The following is a 24,406-nucleotide window of genomic DNA, read 5'->3' on the forward strand; positions in this document are numbered from 1 at the left end:
CCTCACTTATTCATAATCACACATCTCAGAGATATCATATGGCATTCATACACAGGTTGTGCAGACGCGGGAAGGCAGCGGAGACATTTAAAGCCGGTTTGGGGAAATCTCTTATGTCCGGTTGATGAAGGTAGCTGGAGGAGAAAAGGAGGGCAAGCGCCCTCCTATTAAACTTCAGAATGCTATGGTTGCTGCGCAGCTGAATAATTCTATAATTTTGGGAGAAAGACTACAGCTAGATGCGGTATATCTTCTTGGAAAATAAGTCGATAGAAGTTTGCTTATCTTCTAGGAAGTATTCCTACTGCCCTTGCAGCGGCAGCACTTTTCTCGACGAATGCAACGGGATCATCAATGGATTCCCAGTGAATATATTTGAATGGATTGCTTTGGAAAAGCCAGTGGTTATGAATCGCAGTAACTTTGATTCCACGCTTACGCAGCTCCGAGACGAAAGGATTGATTTCCCTTTCTAAAATGACGGTTTCCCCCAAATTCAGAGTGCGTCCGCGTGAGTCTTTGGATTCAACCGATAGAGCAAACGGTAAAGTTAAGGGGGATCTGCTGCGCCGCCCCAGGATTTTAACGTTTAATCTCCGCAAAGTTTGAACAACGCAGGCTGGCTTAGTAGTTATAACCTGCCCGTTAATAATTTTTGCTAAACGGCTGCATAAGGCCTTATTAATCATATTTTCATACCTCCATTTCATTTGTGCGAACAGTATAAGGTATGTTTGACAAGATGAATTGGACAGGGCTTTTGCAGATAGATTAGTGGCTGTTTCAAATTATTTAAAAGAGTTCCGACGTCATGGTAGAAGCGTTTCAATATGAGTATGACCTGCTTAAAATTCTTGACACCATTCTACGCCAATGATATTATTCAAAATAATCCAAGTTAGTTGGTGTGGATAGACAGAATTAAATCGACTTAACCGGACAGCCGGAAGGTCTCTCTAATCGAGCATGGGCAGTGACTGTGCCTATCGATCAGGGGGACCTTTGTGTTTTCCAAGGGTTGCTATCAGAGATGATAAATAGAAGGGGGAGAGTTGGTTATGGAAAAGAGAAAATCAAGACGGTCGGCACAAGGGGTTATCGGGGCAGAATCAGCATTATTTCTGGCGGTGGCTTTGGCTGCTTGCAGCGCAAGCGGCAATGGCGGCAAGGCAGAGGGGCGCTCAGCTTCTGCGGACACGGCAGCATCGGCTCCATCAGGCTCATCGTCACTAAATTCGCCGTCTGACACGAGGAATATTACGATTCGCATCGGTTACCAGAAATACGGGACGATCAATATTCTAAAAGCGGACGGAGCGCTGGATCGCCGGTTAGAGGAAGAGCGTAATATTAAGATCGAATGGACGGAATTCCCGGGGGGCCCGCAATTGCTTGAAGCGTTAAACGTAGGAAGCGTCGATCTTGGGCACACCGGTGAGGCGCCGCCAATTTTTGCCCAGGCCGCCGTATGCTTGCATCGGATCATAGAGAGAAAGTGAAGCCCGGCTAAACCGGTTCTAAAAATATCGATGCATGAATAGAAATGAAGCATGCTCTCCATACGGAATCATTCATAAATCAAGCGATCCTGATCAGGATCGCTTGATTTATTTCATCGGACGGATTCAGCAGCATCAGACAGCTCCAGTTGAAGTATCGTTCGGGATTGCATCTCACTTTTAGCGTATAGGGGCGTGGGGGACATGAGAACGAAGGGGAAATGGATCAATTCACCGTACATGTTTGCATTAGGAATGTTTGCGATGATGGTGCCAAGTCAGGCATTCAATTCTTTCTATAGTTATTTTTATGTAGAGAAGCTGGGGCTAGGCCTTGGACTGGCTACTTTAGCGCGGACTATTTTTCTAATCTGGGATGCCGTGAATAATCCGTTATTCGGGTACTGGTCGGATCGGACGAATACCCGATATGGACGCCGCAGGCCATGGGTGTTCGGGGCCATCCCTCTTTTTATGCTGTGCTTCGTGCTTGTGTTCTCCCCCCCTGCTGGATTGGCAAACCATGGGCTGTTCACCTGGTTTCTTGTCACTCTCGTTCTTTTCGAAGCTGTGGCTACGGTATTGTGGGTGAATTACGGAGCGCTTTTCCCGGAGCTGTTTCGCGGAGATCGTCCCCGCGCTAAAGCCTCAGCGATTCAGCAGGGTTATCAAGTAGTGGCACTGCTCATAGGAACAGCATTAACGCCTATTATTTTTACGGCAATAGGCTTTTCCAATATGGCTGTCGTGTACGCCTGCATATTCGGTGTATTTATGTTCCTTTGCATGATGAGCGTGCAGGAGAACAGGGCATCCGGTCAAGGGGAGCCGCTTAGGCTGGTGGCTGCTTTCAAGGAGACGCTGCGGAATAAAAAATTCTGGGTGTTCAACATCTCCAATTCATTTGCGCAAACGGTGAATGGGCTGATCAGCTCGATCATTCCTTTTTACGCCAAGTATGTTTTGCACATTTCAGAGGCCCATGTCTCGATCCTGCTGGCATCGGTTTTCGTGTCGGTCATTCCCCTAGTGTTCGTATGGTACTGGATCATTCGGAGAATGGATGGCGTCAAGGCCTGGCGATTATCGCTTATGATATACGGGCTATCTGTCATTCCGCTCTGGTTCGGTTATAATTTGCTTAGCGGCATAATTGCAGGTGTCATCGTTGGTTTTGGATTGGCCGGCTTCCTGGTTACTCCGGCGCTGGTCGGAGGGCGAATTATTGATGAGGATGCGGTTAAAACCGGCTTAAGAAGAGAAGGCATATATACGGCAGTAAGCGGATTTATTACGCGCTCGAGCGGCCTGATTTCGGCATTGGCTTTTTTTGTGGTCGGCATGATCTTTGGGTATGAAAGCGGCGATCGCCCGGGACCCGAGCCGGAGCTGACGTTCCAGTACTTAATTAGCGTTGTGCCGCTATCCTTACTGCTGATATCCGTGATCATATCTTACTCGGTCAAATTTGATTTTTCAGAAAATAAAGGAGGGAGCTGCCGCCACCATGAGCAGAAAATTGATCATTAACTGTGACGATTTCGGACAAAGCCACGCCATGAATCAGGCGATAATGCATCTGCTGGAGGAGGGCAAGGTGTCATCGGCCACCCTAATGGCCGTGGCTCCCGGCTTCGAAGAAGCCGCGGCTTGGAGCGCACGTCGGCAGCAGCCCAATATCGGGCTTCACTTGACGCTGACCAGTGAATTCGAAGCGCTGCGTTGGCGCAGCTTGACCGGCCATGCCTCGCTTCATGATGAGAGCGGCCATCAGTATACGACTGTTAGGGAATTCGAACAGAGGGTAGAGACCCGAGCCGTCTTGAAAGAGCTTGATGCCCAATACGAGAGGGTAAAGCGTGCGGGAGTTGCGATCAGCCATGTCGATAATCATATGGGAACTTTGTACGGCATGGAAACGGGACGCAGTCTGCTTCCGCACATGTTTTGGAGGGCTTCCCGTTGGAAATTGCCAGCGAGGTTCTTTCGTTACATCGATGACCAGGATCCGCTACTAAGCTCGTTGTCGGGTATTAAGCGACCGGTCGCTCGTGCTGCTGCGTTGGCAGATACGCTTGGGGTATCGATTCCGGATTATCTGTTGTCGCATCCCTTTGGCTTGCAAGCCGGGGAAACGTATGACAGCTTCAAGCAGTCGATAATAGACAAGCTTTACAGACTTCCTAATGGCGTCAGTGAGACGTATATTCATCCGGGAGCGGAGGATTCGTGGATGAGTATGCATATCCCCCATTGGGAGAAGCGGGTATGGGAGTTCCGCTTGCTGTTTGATGACGATTTTGACTATGCGATGCAGGATGCCTGTGTGGAATTGGTAGACTACCGATATGTGGAGGAGAAGCTTAGGCGTTCGCGTATTCGGTCAGGCATTAGGCTTTTAGGAGAACTTGCGAAGTAATACGAATTTAGGATAAAAGACTTAAAAAGTTCATAATATTCATGGTTTACCCCCAAAAAAATAGCGATATACAGGCCGATATAATCTGAATATTGCTATTTTTCGTTAGGAATATAGGTCTACCATACTAGGGGGTTCTCATCATGAAGAGGTTTAATTCTATTCACTGGAAGTGGTCGGCGGTTTTACTAGCCATATCGATTGTACCGCTGTTGATATCTACAATTTTCTTCACGAGCTATTTCAGCGGCGTGGTAGGAGACGATACCGAGGAGATGGCAGAGCAGACGCTTCATATGAATATAGATCGGATCGACGAATGGGTCGAAAGCAAAACAAGGGCCGTAGAAGGAGTAATAGCCGAGCATGAGGAATTCAAGTCGATGAAGGAAGAGGAGATATTTCCTCTGCTTACGATTTTGGATCATAGCGACACCCAATCTGAAGGATACAGCTTGCTTGATAACAAGGGCATCTTAAAGAATGAGCTTGGCATGACCTCAGATATGAGCGAGGCCGATTATGTTCTGGAAGCTAAAGAGACGAAGCGGCCTTCAGTTGCAGATATGTCTTATTTGGAACCGCTTGATATTTACATTATTCCGGTAATTGTTCCTATTCTCGGCGATAACGGAGAATTCCTCGGCGGTGTCGCTTTTTCCCTGACTCCGGATTCCCTTGGGGAAATGAGCGAACGGATCAAGCTGGGAGAGAGCGGATACGGATATTTTGTCTCGAGCAGCGGAGTGTACTATAGTTCGCCGGATCCTGAGCGGATAGGCAAATCTATTGAAGAATTCGAGAATACACCGGAGAAAAAAGCGGCTTTTGAGACGATTTTGAGCCAGGATAACGGTTCGGTTAGCTATCGTGATGAGAATGGGGAGAAGCTGATTAATTACTATGGCACCGTTCCGAATACGGACTGGAAGCTGATTATTACTGTGCCTGAAAGCGAAATTTATGCCAAGGTAGAGAGCGCGCGGACTCTGTCCACCGTTATAATTATTATTTCTGTACTGATCATGTCGCTGATTTCCTTGCTGTTCACCCGTTGGATTGCAAAGCCGATCGTTCGTGTATCCAATGTGATGAAATATGTAGCCGGGGGAGACTTGAAGCAGCGAATCCAGGTGAAATCGAAAGATGAGATCGGCCAAATGGGCACGAATATCAATGCTATGATCGACTCTCTGTCCGACATTGTGCAAAAAATTAATCTGACCGTAGGCCAGGTTTCTACGGCATCCTCCGAGCTGCTCGTGTCGGCGAATCAGTCTGCAGAGGCTTCTGGCCATATTGCCTCAGCTATTGGCGAGGTGGCTATGGGGGCGCGTACACAGCTTATGGGCGCTGAGCAATCGGCAAGAGCCATGGAGGAAATGTCCATCGGTGTGCAGCGAATATCGGAAACGGCTGTGGACGTAACCGATCAATCGGAAAGCGTGACAAATGAAGTGGAACGTGGATATGAAGAGGTTCAGTCGGCCATTGCCCAAATGAACGTCATCGGTGAAGCTGCGCAGCATACCGCCAAGGAAATACAGGAGCTGGCCAGCCATTCCGAGGAAATCGGTCAGATTGTTGACGTCATCTCGATGATTTCCAGCCAGACCTCTCTGCTGGCGCTTAATGCCTCTATCGAGGCGGCTAGAGCCGGAGAGGATGGCCGAGGATTTGCGGTTGTGGCCAATGAGGTGAAGAAGCTGGCTGAACAGACGAACGAATCGGTCTCAAGCATCGTTGAGCTGATTAAGGTGATTCAGAGCTCAACGACTACGACGGCCGAAGCCGTAGAGCATAGTATTCAAGTGATGGGAGAAGGAATTTCGCGCGTAGAGAACATCGGGGGAACCTTTGGGCATATTCTCTCCTCGATTCGGGCGGTAGCCACTCAAATGCATGATGTGTCCTCGACCACGCAGCAGCTATCCGCCAGCTCCGAGGAAATCACGGCTTCGGTGGAGGAAATGTTTAGAGCGGCTCAGGAATCGGCTGCAAATTCGGAGTCCGTATCGGCTACTTCTCAACAGCAAAGCGCGATTATGGGGATGATCTCGCAGTCCTCTAAAGATCTGGACGAAATGATGCAGGAGCTTAAACAATTAATTCATGTATTTAAGGTCTAAAGACTGAAAATCTTCTAGGAAGCTTATGATAAAAGACACCTTTCGAGGTGTCTTTTTGTTATATATTTCAATTTTAGTATTGAAATGGAGTGATGGAATTATCTCGTTGTAGGTATCCCGGTTTATTCCTCAAAAGTAAGTATTTTGGTAAAATATTTGATACTAATATTTTCCTGAAATGAGGTTGGGTATGCTGCATAAAGTGGAACCCGGCAGAATCGGTGGCTTGGCACGTGACCTGGAGCGTCTAGAGCGGACGATGGAGAATGGAATAACGGGAATGTCCAGGGAACTGAGGCGGTTAGCTAGCGATGTTGAAGCTGCTTATACCGAGTCTTCTGAGCATGACGTGCGGTCGACGGCGCGCAAAGTGAGTGGTTTGCTGCAGGAAATTGAGAAGCTGGCAGAGCGTATTGACGAGCAAATGAGGGAGAAGGTTCAGGCTTTACGCTATGCTGAAAGAGAGTACATAAAAGCAGAGAAGGACGCTGCCAAGGCAAGTGTGATGAAGAAACCGTCCAGGTTTACCCTGAAAGGGGCGATCCAGAGCTGGTTTCAACGGTTTAGGGATAAGGTGAGGCAGAATGTCTCTGATCCAGGGGGATCTTCGTCTGCCGAGTCACGGCCATCACTGCTGCAATGGATCAAGGGAACCTTGCTGGAAATAAAAGATGCATCCCTGATACATCGCTTAGAACCTGTGAAGGAGGACGAGCGGATCGCTTCTCTTTTGCAAATATTAGATACCGGGTCTGCGGAGGAGCAAGCATGGGCTCGCCAGGAATTGGAGACGATTGCCAAAGCATTCGAGGAGATTGCCCGCAGCCAGGCGGCTTATAAAATGTACGCCATGTATGATCATGAGTTATACATGGGATATGCCCATAAGTTTGCTGAGCAGCAAAGGGAGAAGCTGACGAAACTGGGCGTGTCTGAGGAATGGTATAAAACGGGTATTCGTTTGGCCGAGTTCTATAAAGGGTCTCCCTTGGATGCTTGCGACTATAATCCGCTGAAGCAAGATATGTCTGCGATGCCTAAGGAGAGCGAGCTGCGCCTGATGATTGCGGCCGGCATGTTAAACCCGTACTACCGGGAGTGGGCCAAATTGAACTACGACTCCGTCGCTGCAGCGATACATCAAAAGGCAGAGCGGCGGAGGCAAATGCAGGAGCTGCTGGATGAATATAATCAGGCGATTCCTGCCGAGGATATTCGGAAAATGCAGCAGTATTTGAAGAATATGAACATCTATCACGGCGAAGTCACCGGGGAATACAATCAGGAATTCCTGGTGGCCGTAGCGGGCTATCAGCATATTGCCAACACGGTCAGTACCATGGCGGCGGTTAGGCGGGAATGGTTTGGACTGGAGATGTTCGAGGTAGATGGAAAGATCACCAAGGGACTGCTGGAATTAGCTATGGCTGAAAGTGGTTATGGAATGAGGAATAATCCGAACCTGAACACGAGCGGCTTGACCGCTGCCGTAACGATAGTTGGCGTGGGGGACGGCATCGTCAGTCAACTGTATGAAGACGTGAAAGACGTAGCCGAATTCGCCATCAATTCCAATCCGGCGAATTTGGGATTCTGGACAGATACAGTGCCGGGGTATTACGCTATAGGTGAAGCGATTGTGAACGGCGAGCTTACGATCAATGATATGAAGAAGCTGCTTGGCGATGCAGCGGCAGAGGAATTCGTTGTTCCTTTCCAGGATATCATCGAACTGCAGCCTAAGGTTCTTTCCGGAAAAGCCACCTATGAGGAGAGCGTAAAATACGGACGAGCTCTGACGAAGGCGTTTTTTGCGCTCACGGTGGTAGAAGGGGCCGTCAGAGCAGGAGCCAAATTCTCCGGCAAGACCGTGAAGGAACTTGTGAAGAGCGTGAAGGAAGCGGCTCAAACGCGGACGCAGACATCGCTTAATACACCCGATGGCCTTACAATCCCTGTCCGGGATTTAGACATGCCGAAGACGGAACCGCTGTTCTCCAGAACCAAGCCTGATTCAGGATCGAGTGGCGGGTCAGGTAGGCCTAATATTAGCCCGGATGCAATTCGGAAAGTAGATAATGATATTCTCGATAGAATGGAATCTGCTGGAGGGCATACTCTTGATAGACATGTTTCTAAGACGAACGAGGAATTGATTAGAAGAGCAATACAGGAGGATGTTGAAGCAGCTACTTCATTTAATGATAAAAATACAGCAATAAGAGCCATTCAAGAAAACTTGCGTAAAAATGCGGACGATATTGCCATGTGGCTAAATGAATCTGATACGGGAAGAAAGATTTTTGATGTTTCACATAAGAATCCGGTAGGCAAAGGTGTGCTTGAAGATAAAAAACAAGTTGTTTACGATCTGACTGATTCTAGAGTAGTCTTGATTAGAGATTCGAACCAAGAACTAGGATTTAAAATTTTAACTTTCTTTCCAATCATTAAATAACAGTAGTAGGTGGGGATATCTTGAATCAAGAATTGAGCTTTGAAACTTTTAGGTATTTTCTTGAATGTTATTTTAATGTAAGTACTAATTATGATGAATTGGAAAAAATCATAGATGATTTCAACTCATCTGAAAATCTAAAGTATCGACAAAGTCTTAAAGCGGAGTTAGAATTGATTCTTCAACTGGGTAATTGGGATATAGTTCAGAGATTTGTTAAAAAATATGGTATGAGAAAAATGAATGAAGAAAAGCTTAAATGGCTAATTCAGCATGTTTTATGTAATTTAGAACTAAGTAAATAGGCATCTTACCCGAATCTGAAACCTTGATCCGAACGTCCTAACCATTATTACATCCAAGGGGATGGAGGCCGGGGAACATCACCACGCTACGATATAGATGATCTTTTTTCACAACCTATTCTCGCTAGGCTTATTGGAATAAAGCCCAAGTTCCCCGAAGCTTGCCGGATTTGCGAAACCAGCGGCTCAAAACAAAACAATACCGGCACAGGCAGACAAACCGATCACTGTAAGCGGGTGGATTTTGTATTTCACAATCGACACAAAGGCTGCGCCGCCAATCAGCAGGGTCGCTAACGTTGTCCAGTTGAACAAGCTGCCCGTCAGGCTGGGGAAGCCCAAGTGAATCGCCGCATAGATGATGAGCCCGATAATAACCGGACGCAAACCGTAGAGAGAATATTGAACCCAAGGCTTGGTATGGATTTTGTAGAAAAATCTAGCTGCCAGAACGATGATGATCAACGATGGCAGGATAATCCCCACAATGGCGGCAATAGCTCCCGGCAAACCAGCTATATCAAGGCCAATCAGCATGGCGGCGTTTACCGCAATGGAGCCCGGGGACATCCCTGCCAGAGCGACAATATGCTGGAAACGCTCGGGAGTGAGCCATCCATATTGACTAACCTCGTAATGGATCATGGAGATTACGGCATAGCCGCCTCCAAAGGACGCAAAACCAATTTTCATGAAAATAAGAAACAACTTCCACAGCAGCACACAATTCACCTCTTATAATAAGTCCATTTTCATCATCCAGCCTGTTCGAAGCGATTGGTTCAAATATAATATTCTATAAACTCTACAGCCGAGCTGCCGGCCGGAGATTGCTTTTCCGTATGAAGAGGCAATCCCAGCGCTTTCTTGACGCCCATAATGACGTTGCCGGCAATGAGCCCGATCAAGATCAGGAATATCGGATTTAACCCGGTAAACAGCAGCACCAGAAGCGAGGCGATGGTCACCAGCTTGGTAGAAAGGTCAAAAAGCGAGGCTTTGCCCATCCGATAGGCCGCCACGGCGATTAACCCGATAACCGCACCGTTGATACCCTTGAAGGCGGAGATCATTTTCGGCTCATTTTGCAGCAGAGAATATCCGGCGCTTAAGCCGATTAAGATGAGAAAGGTTGGAAGCGTAATGCCTAGAACGGCGGCAACCGCTCCAGGGATTTTGCCCAGCCGGTAGCCGATAAAAGCGGAGGAATTAACACCGACTCCACCCGGAGCAGATCCGGCGACAGAGAAAATATCGCTAATTTCCCGTTCATCGATCCACTGTCGCTTCTCTACGACCTCGTGCTCAATCGTCGAAATCATTGCGTAGCCCCCTCCGAAGGTAGAAGGCCCTATTTTAAAAAAAGTCCAAAATAAATCACGAAGCACAATCAACTTGCTCTTCAATCCAGTTCGCATGCTTATTCTCTCCCTAATCTGCTTGATGTCACAGCATACTTTTGATAAAACCGTTAAAGCCTAACTCCATTATAGCAACTTATTTCCAAATTGAAATTAAGTTTTTCGATTTGTTTCTAACTTTTCGAAAAAATGACGTTCCAGATGTAATATAATAAATTCAAATAAGAAAGCAAGTTTCTTTTCACAGTAATCCCATGGGTTATAGAAATCTTTTTCCTGAATTGAACAAAAGTATCCGCCTAGATAATTCGAAGCCAAATAGATATAATGAATAATAGATATCCGATAAGAATAATGCGAATAAAACGAGGCGACTCCTTATGAATAAAATAAGTCAAGCAGCATTGAGCGCAAAGAGAGCGGTTTTTGAGCGAATAGCGGGGCAAGATCACGTCTCCAAAGCAGAGCTGTTGGACGAATTCAGCTTGACCAGCAGCAGCCTGACGAGATTGCTGGATGAATTAACGAATGAGGGTTGGCTGGCCGCGGCGGGTTTTGGAGAATCTACGGGTGGAAGAAAGCCTATTCTTTATCAGGTCAATTCTACGCATAAAGTGATTTTCGGCTTGGAAATATCCCGGCTCTATTCCTCGCTCGGCTTATTTGATTTGAATATGAAGGTTCTTTCCTCTTGCCGCTGGCCGATGGATGAAAGCATGACCCCGCAGAAGCTGGTTCGCTATGTCGGCGGGAAGATCGACGCTATGCTGCAAGAGAGCGGCATGGATAAAAATAAGGTGGCGGGAATAGGAGTAGGGGCCGTCGGGCCGCTGGACAGACATCGAGGCCTTATTTTGGAGCCGCGGTATTTTTCCGCTGCAGGCTGGGCCCATGTTCCGATATGCGAATGGCTGGAGAAGGAGACAGGTATCCCGGCGGCCCTGGAAAATGGAGCGAATACAGCGTTGATCGGCGAGCATTGGGCTTTGCGGGGCGAGAAGGTTCAGCACATGCTGTATATTCATGCCGGGTCGGGACTGCGATCCGCGATGATGTCCAACGGCTCCTTAGTTCATGGGGCGATGGATATGGAGGGCTCCATTGGACAAATGATCATTCAGACGGATGGGCCGAGATTGCATAATGAGGGGAATTATGGGGCGCTTGAAGCATTTGCTTCCGTACAAGCCTTGGAAAAGCAAGTAAGGGAGCAGCGCAAAATGGGCAGAAACCAGTTGGCTGGGGTTGAGGAATTTCAGCCGGATGGCATTCATTTCGATATGCTGGTAGAGGCCTTGAACCAGGGAGATCCCTTTATTCGTGAGCTATTTACCCAATCCGCCGTTTATATGGGGATCGGCCTGGCTAATCTGATTAATATCCTTCACCCGGAGGCGGTCATATTGGGGGGAGCATTGATCAATGCCCACGGGATCTATTACGATACCGCGATTTCCGTTGCTCAGAAGAACATCTACTACTATCCGGAATACCAGCCCAAATTCTCTAAAGGTATTCTCCAGGAAAATGCCGTTTCCACGGGCGCGGCCGTAATGATGTTTAAGCAGCTGCCGCTGTGAGAGCGAAATAAGGAGGCCCCTTCCTTCGGGGTCTCTTTTTTAACCGGTTACTTAGGAATACGGAAGCTCAAGCAGTACATTAGCCCATCGCAGATTTCCTTCACCTGAACGTCCTGCATCTCTGGCGGGATCAGATCCAACGGGGCCTGGATCGCGCTGCGATTTTTGTACTGACTGCCTACGAGAGGTATTTTCTCATAAGTTCCTTTTGCTAATTTCTCGGTTTCATCGACAATGACGAGCTTCGTTCCCCGCTTCGCGACCCGGATCATTTCTTCAATGGCCTGCGTTTTGTCATTAAAAAAATTGATGCCCCCAACATGATATACAACGTCAAACGACGCATCCTCAAAAGGCAGCTTCTCAGCGGAGGCGTGATAAAGGGAGGCAGTCAGCCTCCATTTTCTCAAGTGCCTTTGGCAGGTCTTCAGCATTCCCATCGATATATCGAGTCCATGCAGTTCAATGCTTTTGGGCAAAAATCTAAAATTATCCCCCGTGCCGCAAGATACCTCCAGCACCTTATCTCCTTCTCTAATCTCCAGCTCATCTAGAAATTGACGTCGATAATTCGCTTCCCCACCAAATTTCAACCAAAAATAGAGTTTGTTGGACAGGTTATAGACAGGTGCGATTTTGTCATACATGCGCTGATACTTTTTGTTCTGACCGTCAATGGCGGCAGAGTCGATAAAGCTTTGGATTTCCTGATTGGCAGCAGCAATGGAATCCGGATGGATATCGTTCTTGGCGAGCATAAAGGGATCCCCCCTACGGTTTAATCAATGCGTAACGCATATTGTCTATTAATTTAACCACATTATGGGAGCAGGGGAATCCATCTTGAGGGTGATAAAATCTCAGACTGGAGAAGGAGTCAAGCTTAAATCTGCCCTGCTATATCTATGATTCTGCCATTTTCCTATATTCCAAAGTAATCGTGCCTGATTTTCGGGGTCATTACATTCCCTACCTGCTCGAACAATTGGAGTAATTCGGTATATGTATTCGGGTCGCCGCCGATTTTGTTCCACAGCTTTGAACCGATGAGGACGGATGCGTCCTGATCTAGATTCATGATTTTAAAAGGGATGGAAAACCCAGAGCTCCGGTAAGGATTTCCGTCTCCAGCCGGGTTGAACGGCAGTCCGAAATAGGGCTCTCTTGCCGGATCGCCGGCAATCAGTCTCAGCATGTCTCGCTTGGCTCGTTCCGTCTGATCCAGATTGGGCTTCACTGTTTTGAAGGAGTAGAATTCCTCCGTGCCGCTCGGACGGCGAATATAAAGGTCAGAAAGCACGGTCACCTCTTCGAATCTCTCATTTTCCAGCGCCAATATTTCCTCGACTTCCTGCTGCCAGTTTGGCGTGCTTTTGTTTTGCCGCAGTTTGCTTAGAATAGAATCGATTTTCTCCAACCGCCAGGTACATACTTTAAAGGTGATCGCATGCTGATTTATGGCTTCAGCGCCGCTGCCCAGCGCAATCAGCTTGCCGATTTGCTCGAAGATGCCTTGTCCCAACGTCGTTACAAATGACCTTTCAAATTTAGCACCCTTCCAAACCTCCAGCGGCACAAGCCGAAAACCGAAGGGATTGGCGTTCTCTACGGCCTTCTCATCAAAGGGCTCCATAATGCAGCGTCTCTCGATAATACGTTCCATAACTTGGGCCAAGTGGCGGACAATCGCTTCTTGCGTATGAGCATTCAAATGATTACCTCCCTGCCAATAAATAAGTAAAAGGCGCGGGACTATTGTCCCACACCTTTATTCTAATCCCGTTGATTCGTCGCGGCAATCTCTCTTTCCGCTGGTAGGCTTGGCGTCGTCTTTCGCTGCTGGATCAAATCATAGATGGATTCTCCGATCGCTTTCGCCAATCTGACCGGAACCGCATTGCCGATTTGTACATATTGCTGCGTCAGGGAGCCGGACATGATGTAGTTCACGGGGAATTCCTGGATTGCCAGGTACTCTTCAATGCTTAGGGGCCGATCCTCGTAAGGATGCCCGAGATTGGTGCTTTTTTGCATGGGGGAGGTCAGCAGCGTCGGGGAGGGTTTATGGACATGCAATCGTCTGAAAAAGCCCATTTTTCCGCCGCCGGATTCATAGGCTCCGCCCATCGCCTGCTTAATGATATCCTTCGGCAAGTCTCTCCAATATCCGCCGCCCTGCGGAACCATTTTCATATATTTTAACCGATCCAAGGAATATTCCACGTAATGATGCTGCTCTACGGATAACTGGCTTAGCACTTCTCCTAAGGTGACCCATTTGGAGGTGCCATCCGCACCATTCGGCGTGTGCGTCTTTGCTGGAAAGCGATAGCTCGTATGAAGGTCGGATCGCACGCCTACGATAAACACCCGTTCTCTCGTTTGGGGAACGCCATAATCGGCGGCATTTACAAGCTCCAACGTAATGTTATAGTCGGGAATTTTGCCCAGCAGGTAGCTTAATGCGCTCCCAGGCATCTCCTCCGGCTCCAGCGGCGGGAAGTCCTCGCCCCTTTGATTGATCGGTCGGTGCTTTAGAGCTGCGGACAGGAGTCCGCGTACATTTTCTAGCAGGAACACCTTGGGGCGGGCCTCCGTAACCAATTCCGCAAACTTTAGCATGGCTTGTCCGCGCGCATCTGTGAAGGCTTGTCTCTTTCCAGCGGTACTAAAGGATTGGCAGGGGCTTCCCCCGAACATCAGATCGATTTCCTGTCCGGGCTCAAGTCCGGCTTCTTCGTAGATTTTATCCTTGCAGTAGGTCATGATATCCCCTTGCACAACGTTTAACTCGGGGTGGTTTGTTTTTAGCGTGTCACAGTAGGTTTTCTCGATTTCAACAGTCAGCTTGATATCGAATCCAGCTTGCTGGATTCCCATGTCCAGACCACCTGCTCCAGAGAAAAAGGATATCGCCACCGTCATTTTGTCACCTCTTACGTCTTCAAGTAAAACAATTATATCATCGTTTGGGAGATAGGTCCAATCTTTCTCGTTCAATTAGGAAGCATAAGGGATAGGCTACGAAATCCTTCAATATTAAACGCTTTTCAGCCGTTCAGGTTGCAGGAAAGCGCTTTTTTGACTATTCTCATATTGAGACAGGTACTAAGGAGGATGGAACGATGAATTATCGGCAATTGGGAGATACAGAATTACGAGTCAGCGAGCTGAGCTTCGGGACATGGGCGATCGGCGGCAGCTGGGGTCACTCCGATGACCAGGAGGCGCTGCGAGGTCTCGCGACAGCGATGGAGCAAGGTGTTAATTTTTTTGATACAGCGGATGTATACGGCTCGGGGCATGCGGAAGAGCTTCTGGCTAGAGCGACCAAGGGCAAAGAGGACGAAATCCATATTGCCACTAAGTTTTGCCGGGCGGGGGATATCCATGACCTCAATACGTACTCGGAAGAAACGGTGCGCGCCTACTGCGAGGGCAGCCTGAAGCGGCTGCAGCGCGAGCGCATTGACCTATATCAGATTCACTGTCCGCCGCTTGCGGTGCTGAAGGATGGCAAAGTTTTCGAGGTGCTGGACAAGCTGCAAGCGGAGGGCAAAATCCGCCACTACGGCGTCAGCGTGGAGACGGTGGAGGAAGGACTGTTCTGCCTGAGCGTACCTGGCGTCAAGGCGCTGCAGGTCATCTTCAATATATTTCGCCAGAAGCCGGCGGAGGAGCTGTTTGCAGAGGCTAAGGCTGCAGGTGTCGGGATCTTGGCCAGATTGCCGCTGGCGAGCGGTCTCCTGACGGGCAAGTTTACGAAGGATACGAAATTTAGCGAGGACGATCATCGGAATTTCAACGCGAACGGAGAGCAATTCAACGTGGGCGAGACGTTTGCGGGCTTGCCTTTCCCTAAAGGCGTCGAGCTGGCATCCCAGCTGTCCTGGATTGCCGAGGGACGCGGGGATATGGCCCGTGCTTCGATGCGCTGGATTCTCGATCATCCGGAAGTGACCTGCGTCATTCCTGGCTTCAAGAATGTCCGTCAGGTCGAGGACAACCTCGGTACGCTGCAGGTTCCGGCGTTTCGTCCCGAGGAGTTGGAGCGGCTTCAAGCGTTTTATCGGAGCGAGGTAGCGGAGCATATTCGCGGTGCTTATTAATAGCGCAGTTTCTTAGGGCAATTCGTTTACAAAGATTGGGGTAAATGATAGGAATGTAAACTTCAGAACAGGCGAAAAACCATATTGGCCGACGGAGTCAGAAGGCCCTTCAAAAGAAGGGATATCCTATGTTACCAAAGCTCTGAATATAGTAAGCAGTCTTGATTTAGTATTTAACTAAAACAGGGCTGCTTATTTTTTTAAGAAAATGCTCAGTAATCTTAACATAAATGTAGAAACTTTATCTAAGATATTATTTTAAGTAATAACAGTGTTCCAACTCTCTTTATATAAAGTAGAAGTTAAAAATTGTTTTTCTGCAATAGAACATTATATAACATTAGAGATAAAAATAACTATATAATTATATCTCAAGGTAGGTGTATAAAAATGAATAAAAAAATAATAATTAATTTAAGCGCTCTTACACTTATTAGTTTGTTCGGTATACTTTTTTTCAGCTCAATACTTGCGAAAATTGATACAATTTATTCTTTTTTAATTTGTTTATTTATAAGTTTAATTAGTTTTGGATTAGGAATTTATTCGTTACTGAAAAAAATATCAAAAAAAGTGTCTATTTTAATTATTATCTTGTCCTCGTTGATACTACTATACACCTTTTTTGCATTCCTTCTCCCTGAAGCAGGCTATCCACCATTGATAAATATTTCCCGATGGTGAAAGGAGGATATTATGAATACTAAAGTATATATCTTACTGTTGATTTTGTTTACTTTTATTCTAACTGGTTGTAACTCTATTAAAACTGCTGTAACACCTGTTATCCCAATAAAGCATAAATATAAGGATGGAATTTTAACTTCTATTATTGAAAAAATGAACCTAGAGGATGCATACTCTATTGAGTTCGATGCACATATTGAAAATATGAAGGAGCATAAAATTACTCTGAGTGAATACAGGGATCAGGGTGATATATATTTAGCGGAAGTTGAATTACCTATGGAAGGGAAATGGATATTCAGTTACATAATTTCAAATGAAAAAATGACTTGGAGCTACTCTATTACTGAAAATATTGGGGCAGATGAGGTTGAATACTATATAGTATCAAATATCTCTCCAAAAATAATTTCTAACAATCAAAAAGTAGAATTAGAAATTAAGCTGATGGATAAATTTGGAAACATATTGAAGGGTGAAGATGTTAAAATCGAACTATCCTTAAAAAATGAGGTTGTTATTTCTGAGGGGCTAAAAGATAAAGATGGAGTTTTTAATTTTGTTCATGAATTTAATGAAGAGGGAGTATGGAGGTTAGATGTTATATCTAAGGTTACATCTGAAAGCTTCCTCATACCGGTAGGGGAAGAGGCTAGAAAATATCTGGAGGAAGGCGTAACAAAAATGGAGACTCAAAACCACGATATGATTCATTAAATAATTTTAATAGGTATTGCTTATATGACGGGAGCTTGCTTCGACCATTGATGATGCAGGGCCCTTTAGCGTCGCTACTGTCTTTGAATTTATGTTGCATTTGGAGATGTAACCTTGTCAAAAAAGAACGATACCTTCAGTTCATTGGAACCTGAGTAATACAGTCTGAGATTTTTGTCCGAAGTCAAGAGGAACCACAACAGGCTTTATGTTTGTTGCTGCTTCCACAGCGCAAGGTTGGTTTCGTCCCCGCGCCTTGCCTTTAAATGCCTTCTGTATGTTGCGGTCATACAGTTCCCGGCGGATCCGGTCGCCGAGTTCCTGCATCCTCCTGTCGGCATAGGCATAAATCTGCATATAGCTTTGACAAAAGAAATCGGGATCGGATCGATCATCTTCGGCATTCCACATCCGATTCCGAAGGCACCCTCCGTAGCATAAACGCTGCCACTCGCAGGATCGGCATTTTTCCGGCAAGGCCGGCTTCATCCGGTGGAAGCGTTCATAGTTTGGATGAGCCAGCATGCTGGCAATAAAATCAGCCGGCGTTACCGATTTTCCATTTCTCGTTAATATAGAAATCACAGGGGAAGGCATCCCCGATTTTCTCGAAAAAAAGAAGCCCCTCGTTGGTAAAATGGTAGGAACAAGCACCATTTCAAAAGAGAGGGCTTCTTTTGTGCAATCCGGATCCCAAACTTCATGATTTTCTTTCCTTCAACTTCTTGTGCAGGTCGTTGAGCTGCCGCATTAATTGCTCGTATTCATCCAGCCCGATTTGACAGGAGCGTATTTCCTCACGGATTGAAAGCGTAATGCTCGGCTTTTCTTCAAGCGCCTTCGGCTGTAAATGGATATACACTTTGCGTTCATCTTGCTGAGATCGCCTTTTCTGCAGCCAGCCGTTGGCCTCCATCCGGGCAAGCATGGGAGTCAACGTGCCGGTTCCCAGATCAAGTTTCTCCCCAAGGTCTTTGACGGTGATTCCATCGCTCTCCCATAGCGCCAGTAAGACTAGATATTGAGGGTAGGTTAGCCCGAAGGGCTGAAGCACGCGGGCATATAGCTTATTGAATTCACTGGCTGTTTCATAGACGGCAAAGCAGAGCTGTTTTTTTAGCGTTAAAAAATCCTCCAAAATGTTCACACCTTAATTATTATGTTAAGAATTTAAGTTGACCCAACCAGCCAGTCTGAAATGTCTTACAGCAGAGGGATTAAATCCTTCTCGATTTTGCTTGGCAGGGCCGTCGGGCTGTATCTTTTGACAACTTTTCCTTCGCGGTCAACCAGGAATTTAGTAAAATTCCATTTGATTCGGCTGGACAGGAGCCCCTTTTGCTGCTGCTTGAGAAATGTATACAAGGCATCCTCATGATCCCCGTTGACGTCGATTTTAGCAAAAATCGGGAAGGTCACGCCATAATTGATCTGGCAGAACTGCGTCGTTTCCTCGATATTATCATACTCCTGATTGTTGAACTGATCACTGGGAAACCCCAGAATGACCAGTCCCTGATCCTTGTATTTGTTATACAGCTCTTGAAGCCCGCCAAATTGAGGGGTAAATCCGCATTTGCTGGCGGTGTTGACGATAATTAAAGGGTGGCCTTTGTAATCTTGGAGTGACTTCTGCTCCCCGTTGGTCATTTTAACCTGAAAGTCATACACGCTATTCATGGATAATCCTCCTTTAGTAAGCCTATGAACAAATACACTTAACACATATGACGAAGATGTTTTTATATACGACAAATATATCGTATGCGATTAAATCGTATACGATTAAAACGGTTTTGGCAATGGATTTGTTTTGAGCACTGCAATAATATACTATTCCCCATTTAACCTAGGCTCTATAATGCAAGGGAATTTCACCTTTGTAGGAGCTAGGAGCAGCGTTTTTATGAACATTACATCATTTCTCATTTATTGCGTTATCGTTACGTTTACGCCGGGGCCCAGCAATATTGTCATTTTAGCAGCAGTTCACCAATATGGAACTAAGAGGGTTATGAAGTATATTATGGGGGCTTCCCTCGCTTTCTTCATCTTAGTAGCAGCTTCTGTTATGCTAAATCGTACAATGGCCGCAGGCTTGCCATCCTTTTTATCTGTGATCCGGGTGATAGGCAGTGGATTTATGCTTTATCTGGCCTACCAAATTTACAGAATGGACGTGTCCAAAGGTACAGCGAAACAATCAGTAACTTTTGCCTCCGGCTTTATGATGCAGTTCACCAATCCTAAAGTCGTTCTTTTTACGTTGACCGTGATTCCAACCTATGTTATGCCCTATTACACGTCAGGGCTTGTTTTAACCTTCTTTGTCGCTATAGTATCTTTCATCGGGATATCGGCTTATGTAACTTGGGCGGTATTTGGCACTCTTTTTAAAAGGATTATGCAAAAATATCAAAAAGCCACGAATATCCTGGTAGCTTTGTTTCTAATTTATTCCGCGTTCTTGGTGTCGGGAATCGCTGAACTTATAAAGGGGTGAAGGAAATGGAGCAATTCATATACAGGCAGTCGGCAGGAATTACCGCTTTATCGGCCAGCATATCTGATTTTCAATATAAAAAGCACTGTCACGAGGAGTATGCCTTAGGGGTAACCTTGCGGGGGATTCAGCAGTATCATCTGGACGGCAGCCTGCTGTCATCCCACCAGAGCGGGGTGATGCTGTTCAACCCTGAGCAGAATCATGACGGACGGTCGCGGGAACGGTCAGGAATCGATTATGTGATGATTTACATTCATCCTAAGCTTTTTTTGGAAATGCTGGGGAAGAAGGAGGTTGTTCTATTTGATGCACCGATTGTATACCATGCCGGGCTGCGGCAAAGCATCTTAAATCTGACGAAGGCGATTTTTAGCGGTAAGCCAGAAGCACTCTGCCATGAATTGCTGCTTGCGCTCGCGGATCATTTTTCCGAGGTCGATCTCAGTCCGGCCGGTTATCAGGAGCATTCTTTTGTTAGAAAAGCGAAGGAAGTGATGCACAGCAATCTGGGGCAGGTATTAAAGATAGAGGATATCAGCACTTTGTTCGGGATGTCGAAATATCAATTCATTCGCTCATTTAAAGCGAATACGGGAACGTCGCCGTATCAATATTATTTGAACTGCAAGGTGGAGCGCGCCAAGCGGTTGATCGAGGAGAACAGGGATATCTATTTGGCGGTAACCGAGTGCGGTTTTGTGGATCTAGCCCATTTAAACAGGCACTTCAAGAACGTGTACGGGACTACGGCCTTTGAATATATGTCGCATTTGGGCATATAACTCGGATTGACAGCATAAAGATTCCAAGGATATATTTGTAGCGGAAATAATTACTGCAATGGATTGGATTGCATTGGTGAAGGAAGGTGGCTCATGAAGACTCATGCTGCAGTAGTGGGCAAAATCATACTGAGCTTAGTAATGGTTATGGTTGTCATAACGATCGCTTCATTGGTTTTTGCGATTGTAGGCACCGCTTCAGGGATGGATCTGGCTGAATTGGAGACCTCGATCGGGGAGGGCGTGCTGATCCCATACTTGCAAATGATTCTATTTATAGCGAGCTCTTTTGCGATGTATGCATTCTTTGAACGGAAGAAGGGGTGGTCGTTCGGTTTAAAGCAGCGGCAAGGAGCGGCATACGCTCTTCATGGCGCTGTGGCTGGCATCATTCTGATCTCGATCTCGGCTGTCCTTATTTGGGCTTTCGGCGGAATCGCCTGGCAGACGCCAGCGTGGGATCAGGAAATGCTGGTTCCTATGCTTAAGGGAGCTGTTCTGTTCGTAGGCGTGGCCGTATCCGAGGAAATTTATTCGCGCGGGTATGTTCAGGGACTGCTGCGCTATCATTACGGAAAAACGGTTGCCATCGTGATGAGCTCTATTTTGTTCGCACTTCTACATAGCTTGAATCCAGGTGTGTTCAGTTCCCCGTTCCCTTTCGCTAACCTGATAATGGCTGGCGTTATTATGGCGGTTGCCCGCGAGGTTACCGGCGGATTATGGTGGCCGATCGGTCTCCACTTAACCTGGAATTACTTTCAAGGCTACATATATGGCTTTAATGTTTCTGGAACGGTGCCGGACAACTCTTTACTGAGTACAGTCGATCAGGGACCGGCCTGGTTATCCGGCGGAATCTTTGGTATAGAGGGGAGCGCGCTAACTGTAGCGGTATTGATCCTGGGTACTATTGCCGTGTATATGCTGTATAGGAATAGGAAGCTTGACGCGGCTTCTATTATCAAGTGACTGGAGATGAAGATTGCTGCAACAGCTGTCCAAAGAGAAGATAATAGCTTGTTTCAGGACTCATACTGACATCGTTTAGTGATGTTAATATGAGTCTTGTTGTATGTAGTACCTTGGGAATCAACCTTACCTAAAAAATATCCCGGAAGGGGAAGCCGGAAGGACTTCCGTGACCCCGGGTGTTGGAGTACAATAACCAATACTACGTGGTTTTAGGATTTAATGATCCACAGGGCGGGCACTTCGACAATCTCCAAGAGAAGTTAAGCTCGAAAGCTCAGTTCGAAAGCTTAGAACATAACATATAGGGGGCGCATGCAAATGGCGACAGTGTATACGATCGGAGAGGCATTGATAGACTTCATTCCGGCAAGGAAGGGTGTAGAACTGAAGAGTGTGGAGAGCTTCACTAAGGCAGCCGGCGGCGCGCCGGCGAATGTGGCGTGTGCGGTAGCCAAGCTTGGCGGTCATGCGGCGTTCATCGGTAAGCTTGGGGAGGATGCGTTCGGTGATTTTTTGGTGGAGAAGCTGGCTGATAGCGGCGTAAACGTCTCGTGTGTGCTCCGCACAAGCGAAGCGAACACGGCGCTGGCATTCGTCAGCCTCAAGGAAGACGGCAATCGGGATTTTTCCTTCTACCGTAACCCGAGCGCGGATATGCTGCTGAATGAGGATGAGATTAGCGATAGCTGGTTTGCGAGAGGAGATCTCCTTCACTTTTGTTCCGTGGATCTGATTGAAGCCCCAGTGAAATATGCTCACCGGAAAGCGATTGGATTAGCACGTGAAGCAGGGGCGGTGATCAGCTTCGACCCGAATGTCAGGCTGCCCCTATGGCCGGATGGAGAATCATGCCGCCGTGCGATCCATGAGTTCCTGCCGCTAAGCCATATTGTAAAGATCAGCGATGAGGAGCTATTCTTCATCACGGGACATGCGGACGAGAAGGAAGCAATCGCCTCGTTATTCGTCGGGGATGTGCAGCATGTGATTTACACACGCGGAGCGGCGGGAGCGACCTGGTTCTCGCGCAGTGGTCTAGAGGTGTCCGTACCTGGCAATCGCGTGAAAGTCGCGGATACGACCGGTGCCGGCGATTCGTTTATCGGAGCGCTGCTCTATCAGGCGCAGTCAACGCCGCAAATATTACAGCAATTGGCACAGGTGGATCACGAACAAGTGCAGGAGCTGCTGAGGTTCGCCAATGCTGCCGCGGCCCTTACCGCGAGCCGCCCCGGAGCAATCGATGCACTGCCGTCATTGCAGGATGTCGAGGCATTTCTCAGAGGGGAAGCGGATTAACAAGGATAAGAAGACCCTGGCCTAATGCGTCAGAGTCTTCTTTGTATTAAGGCAGCAGTTTTTTGTTTCCAGTCGCGAATGAGAAGGTTTGCAGCCTATAATTTATTCCTTGATTTGGTGTATGCTAAGCGGGTTGAAGCGCTCTTTTACTGAGACAACGTCTAGTAAATATGATATAGTGGTCTGTTGAACCTATATCACTTCATGCGCATATTACGGAACCCATTTTTGCGCACAATACAGAATAGCACCTAGTTATGCAGCAGTTCGCCCATGAATAACAGATGCGCCAAGATGGAGGACACCAATCATGAAAAAATCTATAGAAACTCAGTCCCAGTTGAAGCCGGATTCTACTTCGGGGGTTTGGTTGCTGATTTTGGGCATTATTTTTCTCGCCACTAACCTGCGAGCCCCGATTACCTCCGTAGGCCCTTTGGTTGATACTATTCGTACCGATTTAGGCATATCCAATACGCTAGCCGGGCTAATCACTACGCTCCCGCTTATTGCCTTTGCCTTACTATCTCCTGTTGCCCCGAAGCTGGCCCGCCGTTACGGCATGTCGCTTGTTCTCTTGGTTTCGGTAATATTGCTCGGCGTCGGAGTGCTCATAAGATCCGCTTGGGGGATCGGGGCGCTTCTTATCGGAACGGTCATCTTAGGTCTGGCCATCTCCGTTTGCAACGTTCTCATGCCCAGTCTGATCAAAGAGAAATTCCCCCTGCGCACCGGGCTTATGATCGGCGTATATTCAGTTGCCATGAACTTGACTGGGGCCATCGCTTCCGGTGTCAGTGTGCCTGTTGCCGAAGGGGCAGGTCTAGGATGGAAAGGGGCGCTCGCGATTTGGGCTGTGTTGGCTTTGATTGCTTCCCTATTATGGGCCCCTCAACTGCGGCGCCAGCGCCAGCAAGCAAAAATATCCGGGCAGCTGGACAAATCGACGAATGTATGGAAATCCGCTTTGGCCTGGTACGTGACCCTTTATATGGGGCTTCAATCCTTGCTGTTCTATGTCGTCGTAACCTGGCTTCCCGATATATTAAAAAGCCAAGGCATGACAGCCGATTCAGCGGGCTGGACGCTTTCGTTCATGCAGCTGTCGGTGCTGCCGATCACTTTTATTATGCCTATCGTTGCCGGGCGTATGAAGAGTCAGGTGGGCTTGATGATTATAACGGTATCCTTCTTCTTTGCGGGAATGGGAGGGATTCTCTACGGCAGCGATAAGCTGACGATGCTTTGGGCGATCATGATCGGCATCAGCTTAGGCAGCTCCTTCAGTCTGGCGATGATGCTGTTCGGATTAAGGACGAGCAATGTCTACGATGCCGCCGAATTATCGGGAATGGCTCAATCCGTGGGCTACCTGCTGGCCGCGATAGGCCCAACCTTCGTTGGCTACCTGCATGATTTGACGGGCGGCTGGCGGATGCCTCTGTATTTCCTTGTTGGTGTAGCCGTGCTTGTGCTTATATTCGGCGTAGCCTCCGGGCGGAACCGTTTAATTGGCCAGCAGGCACCCGGACAATCGTGACAACAGAAAAGGAGCTTCTCCATGATGATGGGGAGGCTCC

Annotated in this window: 22 protein-coding genes and 1 pseudogene; 14 read left to right on the plus strand and 9 right to left on the minus strand. The window is 47.3% G+C overall.

Annotated elements, in window-relative coordinates; all coding sequences use genetic code 11:
• Positions 1 to 281: 281 nt before the first annotated feature.
• Complete coding sequence (locus ACE3MQ_RS13485) at positions 282 to 689, minus strand: DUF1259 domain-containing protein (protein ID WP_379393389.1); 408 nt, start codon at positions 687 to 689, stop codon at positions 282 to 284.
• Positions 690 to 1,058: 369 nt separating this feature from the next.
• Between ACE3MQ_RS13485 and ACE3MQ_RS13490 the strand changes: the two are divergent.
• The 6 genes and pseudogenes from ACE3MQ_RS13490 to ACE3MQ_RS13515 form a co-directional block, all read left to right on the plus strand.
• Positions 1,059 to 1,466, plus strand: a pseudogene (locus ACE3MQ_RS13490) (sulfonate ABC transporter substrate-binding protein); the annotation flags it as partial.
• Between the two features lie 237 nt (positions 1,467 to 1,703).
• Positions 1,704 to 3,029, plus strand: a complete 1,326-nt coding sequence (locus ACE3MQ_RS13495) for an MFS transporter (RefSeq protein ID WP_379393391.1) — start codon at positions 1,704 to 1,706, stop codon at positions 3,027 to 3,029.
• Positions 3,007 to 3,918 (plus strand): polysaccharide deacetylase family protein, encoded by a 912-nt coding sequence (locus tag ACE3MQ_RS13500; RefSeq protein WP_379393393.1) that lies wholly within the window; start codon positions 3,007 to 3,009, stop codon positions 3,916 to 3,918. The genes ACE3MQ_RS13495 and ACE3MQ_RS13500 overlap by 23 nt, the downstream gene beginning before the upstream one ends.
• Before the next feature lie 143 nt (positions 3,919 to 4,061).
• A complete protein-coding gene (locus ACE3MQ_RS13505) occupies positions 4,062 to 6,047 on the plus strand; it encodes a methyl-accepting chemotaxis protein (RefSeq protein WP_379393395.1) in 1,986 nt (661 codons plus the stop codon).
• Between the two features lie 190 nt (positions 6,048 to 6,237).
• Positions 6,238 to 8,505 carry an RNase A-like domain-containing protein gene (locus ACE3MQ_RS13510; protein ID WP_379393398.1) on the plus strand — a complete coding sequence of 756 codons (2,268 nt, stop codon included), beginning with the start codon at positions 6,238 to 6,240 and terminating at the stop codon, positions 8,503 to 8,505.
• A 20-nt stretch (positions 8,506 to 8,525) separates the two neighbouring features.
• Positions 8,526 to 8,810, plus strand: a complete 285-nt coding sequence (locus ACE3MQ_RS13515) for a contact-dependent growth inhibition system immunity protein (protein WP_379393400.1) — start codon at positions 8,526 to 8,528, stop codon at positions 8,808 to 8,810.
• Positions 8,811 to 8,996: 186 nt separating this feature from the next.
• Here ACE3MQ_RS13515 and ACE3MQ_RS13520 read toward each other — a convergent pair whose 3' ends face one another.
• Both ACE3MQ_RS13520 and ACE3MQ_RS13525 read right to left on the minus strand, forming a co-directional pair.
• Positions 8,997 to 9,533: a chromate transporter gene (locus ACE3MQ_RS13520; RefSeq protein ID WP_379393402.1), complete on the minus strand. Its 537-nt coding sequence runs from the start codon at positions 9,531 to 9,533 to the stop codon at positions 8,997 to 8,999.
• Positions 9,534 to 9,592: 59 nt separating this feature from the next.
• Entirely contained in the window at positions 9,593 to 10,228 is a 636-nt protein-coding gene (locus tag ACE3MQ_RS13525) for a chromate transporter (RefSeq protein WP_379393404.1), read from the minus strand.
• A 323-nt stretch (positions 10,229 to 10,551) separates the two neighbouring features.
• Here ACE3MQ_RS13525 and ACE3MQ_RS13530 point away from each other — a divergent pair, with 323 nt between their 5' ends.
• Positions 10,552 to 11,751 (plus strand): ROK family protein, encoded by a 1,200-nt coding sequence (locus ACE3MQ_RS13530; RefSeq protein WP_379393406.1) that lies wholly within the window; start codon positions 10,552 to 10,554, stop codon positions 11,749 to 11,751.
• Between the two features lie 47 nt (positions 11,752 to 11,798).
• On the opposite strand, the gene ACE3MQ_RS13535 is transcribed toward ACE3MQ_RS13530, so the two are convergent.
• The 3 genes from ACE3MQ_RS13535 to ACE3MQ_RS13545 form a co-directional block, all read right to left on the minus strand.
• Positions 11,799 to 12,509, minus strand: coding sequence for a class I SAM-dependent methyltransferase (locus tag ACE3MQ_RS13535; protein ID WP_379393408.1), 711 nt, complete (start codon positions 12,507 to 12,509; stop codon positions 11,799 to 11,801).
• 164 nt (positions 12,510 to 12,673) lie between these two features.
• The gene (locus ACE3MQ_RS13540; RefSeq protein WP_379393411.1) at positions 12,674 to 13,462 is read right to left on the minus strand and encodes a TdeIII family type II restriction endonuclease; all 789 of its coding nucleotides are present in this window, start codon (positions 13,460 to 13,462) and stop codon (positions 12,674 to 12,676) included.
• 62 nt (positions 13,463 to 13,524) lie between these two features.
• The gene (locus ACE3MQ_RS13545; protein ID WP_379393413.1) at positions 13,525 to 14,676 is read right to left on the minus strand and encodes a DNA cytosine methyltransferase; all 1,152 of its coding nucleotides are present in this window, start codon (positions 14,674 to 14,676) and stop codon (positions 13,525 to 13,527) included.
• A gap of 200 nt (positions 14,677 to 14,876) precedes the next feature.
• Between ACE3MQ_RS13545 and ACE3MQ_RS13550 the strand changes: the two genes are divergently transcribed.
• Both ACE3MQ_RS13550 and ACE3MQ_RS13555 read left to right on the plus strand, forming a co-directional pair.
• The gene (locus ACE3MQ_RS13550; RefSeq protein WP_379393415.1) at positions 14,877 to 15,860 is read left to right on the plus strand and encodes an aldo/keto reductase; all 984 of its coding nucleotides are present in this window, start codon (positions 14,877 to 14,879) and stop codon (positions 15,858 to 15,860) included.
• A 696-nt stretch (positions 15,861 to 16,556) separates the two neighbouring features.
• Positions 16,557 to 17,264, plus strand: a complete 708-nt coding sequence (locus ACE3MQ_RS13555) for a hypothetical protein (RefSeq protein WP_379393417.1) — start codon at positions 16,557 to 16,559, stop codon at positions 17,262 to 17,264.
• Between the two features lie 141 nt (positions 17,265 to 17,405).
• On the opposite strand, the gene ACE3MQ_RS13560 is transcribed toward ACE3MQ_RS13555, so the two are convergent.
• From ACE3MQ_RS13560 to ACE3MQ_RS13570, 3 genes are all read right to left on the minus strand, one after another.
• Entirely contained in the window at positions 17,406 to 17,849 is a 444-nt protein-coding gene (locus tag ACE3MQ_RS13560; RefSeq protein WP_379393419.1) for an SPASM domain-containing protein, read from the minus strand.
• Positions 17,850 to 17,964: 115 nt separating this feature from the next.
• Positions 17,965 to 18,402, minus strand: a complete 438-nt coding sequence (locus ACE3MQ_RS13565) for a MarR family winged helix-turn-helix transcriptional regulator (protein WP_379393421.1) — start codon at positions 18,400 to 18,402, stop codon at positions 17,965 to 17,967.
• A 65-nt stretch (positions 18,403 to 18,467) separates the two neighbouring features.
• Positions 18,468 to 18,944, minus strand: a complete 477-nt coding sequence (locus ACE3MQ_RS13570; protein ID WP_379393423.1) for a glutathione peroxidase — start codon at positions 18,942 to 18,944, stop codon at positions 18,468 to 18,470.
• Positions 18,945 to 19,170: 226 nt separating this feature from the next.
• On the opposite strand from ACE3MQ_RS13570, the gene ACE3MQ_RS13575 reads away from it, so the two are divergent.
• The 5 genes from ACE3MQ_RS13575 to ACE3MQ_RS13595 all read left to right on the plus strand — a co-directional run bounded on the left by ACE3MQ_RS13575 (position 19,171) and on the right by ACE3MQ_RS13595 (position 24,366).
• Positions 19,171 to 19,767 (plus strand): LysE family transporter, encoded by a 597-nt coding sequence (locus ACE3MQ_RS13575; RefSeq protein ID WP_379393426.1) that lies wholly within the window; start codon positions 19,171 to 19,173, stop codon positions 19,765 to 19,767.
• Positions 19,768 to 19,772: 5 nt separating this feature from the next.
• The gene (locus ACE3MQ_RS13580; RefSeq protein WP_379393428.1) at positions 19,773 to 20,552 is read left to right on the plus strand and encodes an AraC family transcriptional regulator; all 780 of its coding nucleotides are present in this window, start codon (positions 19,773 to 19,775) and stop codon (positions 20,550 to 20,552) included.
• Between the two features lie 93 nt (positions 20,553 to 20,645).
• Positions 20,646 to 21,524 carry a CPBP family intramembrane glutamic endopeptidase gene (locus ACE3MQ_RS13585; protein WP_379393430.1) on the plus strand — a complete coding sequence of 293 codons (879 nt, stop codon included), beginning with the start codon at positions 20,646 to 20,648 and terminating at the stop codon, positions 21,522 to 21,524.
• Positions 21,525 to 21,845: 321 nt separating this feature from the next.
• Positions 21,846 to 22,826, plus strand: coding sequence for a carbohydrate kinase family protein (locus tag ACE3MQ_RS13590; RefSeq protein WP_379393432.1), 981 nt, complete (start codon positions 21,846 to 21,848; stop codon positions 22,824 to 22,826).
• 310 nt (positions 22,827 to 23,136) lie between these two features.
• Positions 23,137 to 24,366 carry a CynX/NimT family MFS transporter gene (locus ACE3MQ_RS13595; protein WP_379393434.1) on the plus strand — a complete coding sequence of 410 codons (1,230 nt, stop codon included), beginning with the start codon at positions 23,137 to 23,139 and terminating at the stop codon, positions 24,364 to 24,366.
• The last annotated feature ends 40 nt before the right edge of the window (positions 24,367 to 24,406 follow it).

The organism is Paenibacillus lentus (genome assembly GCF_042714055.1).
Taxonomy (GTDB): domain Bacteria; phylum Bacillota; class Bacilli; order Paenibacillales; family Paenibacillaceae; genus Fontibacillus; species Fontibacillus lentus_A.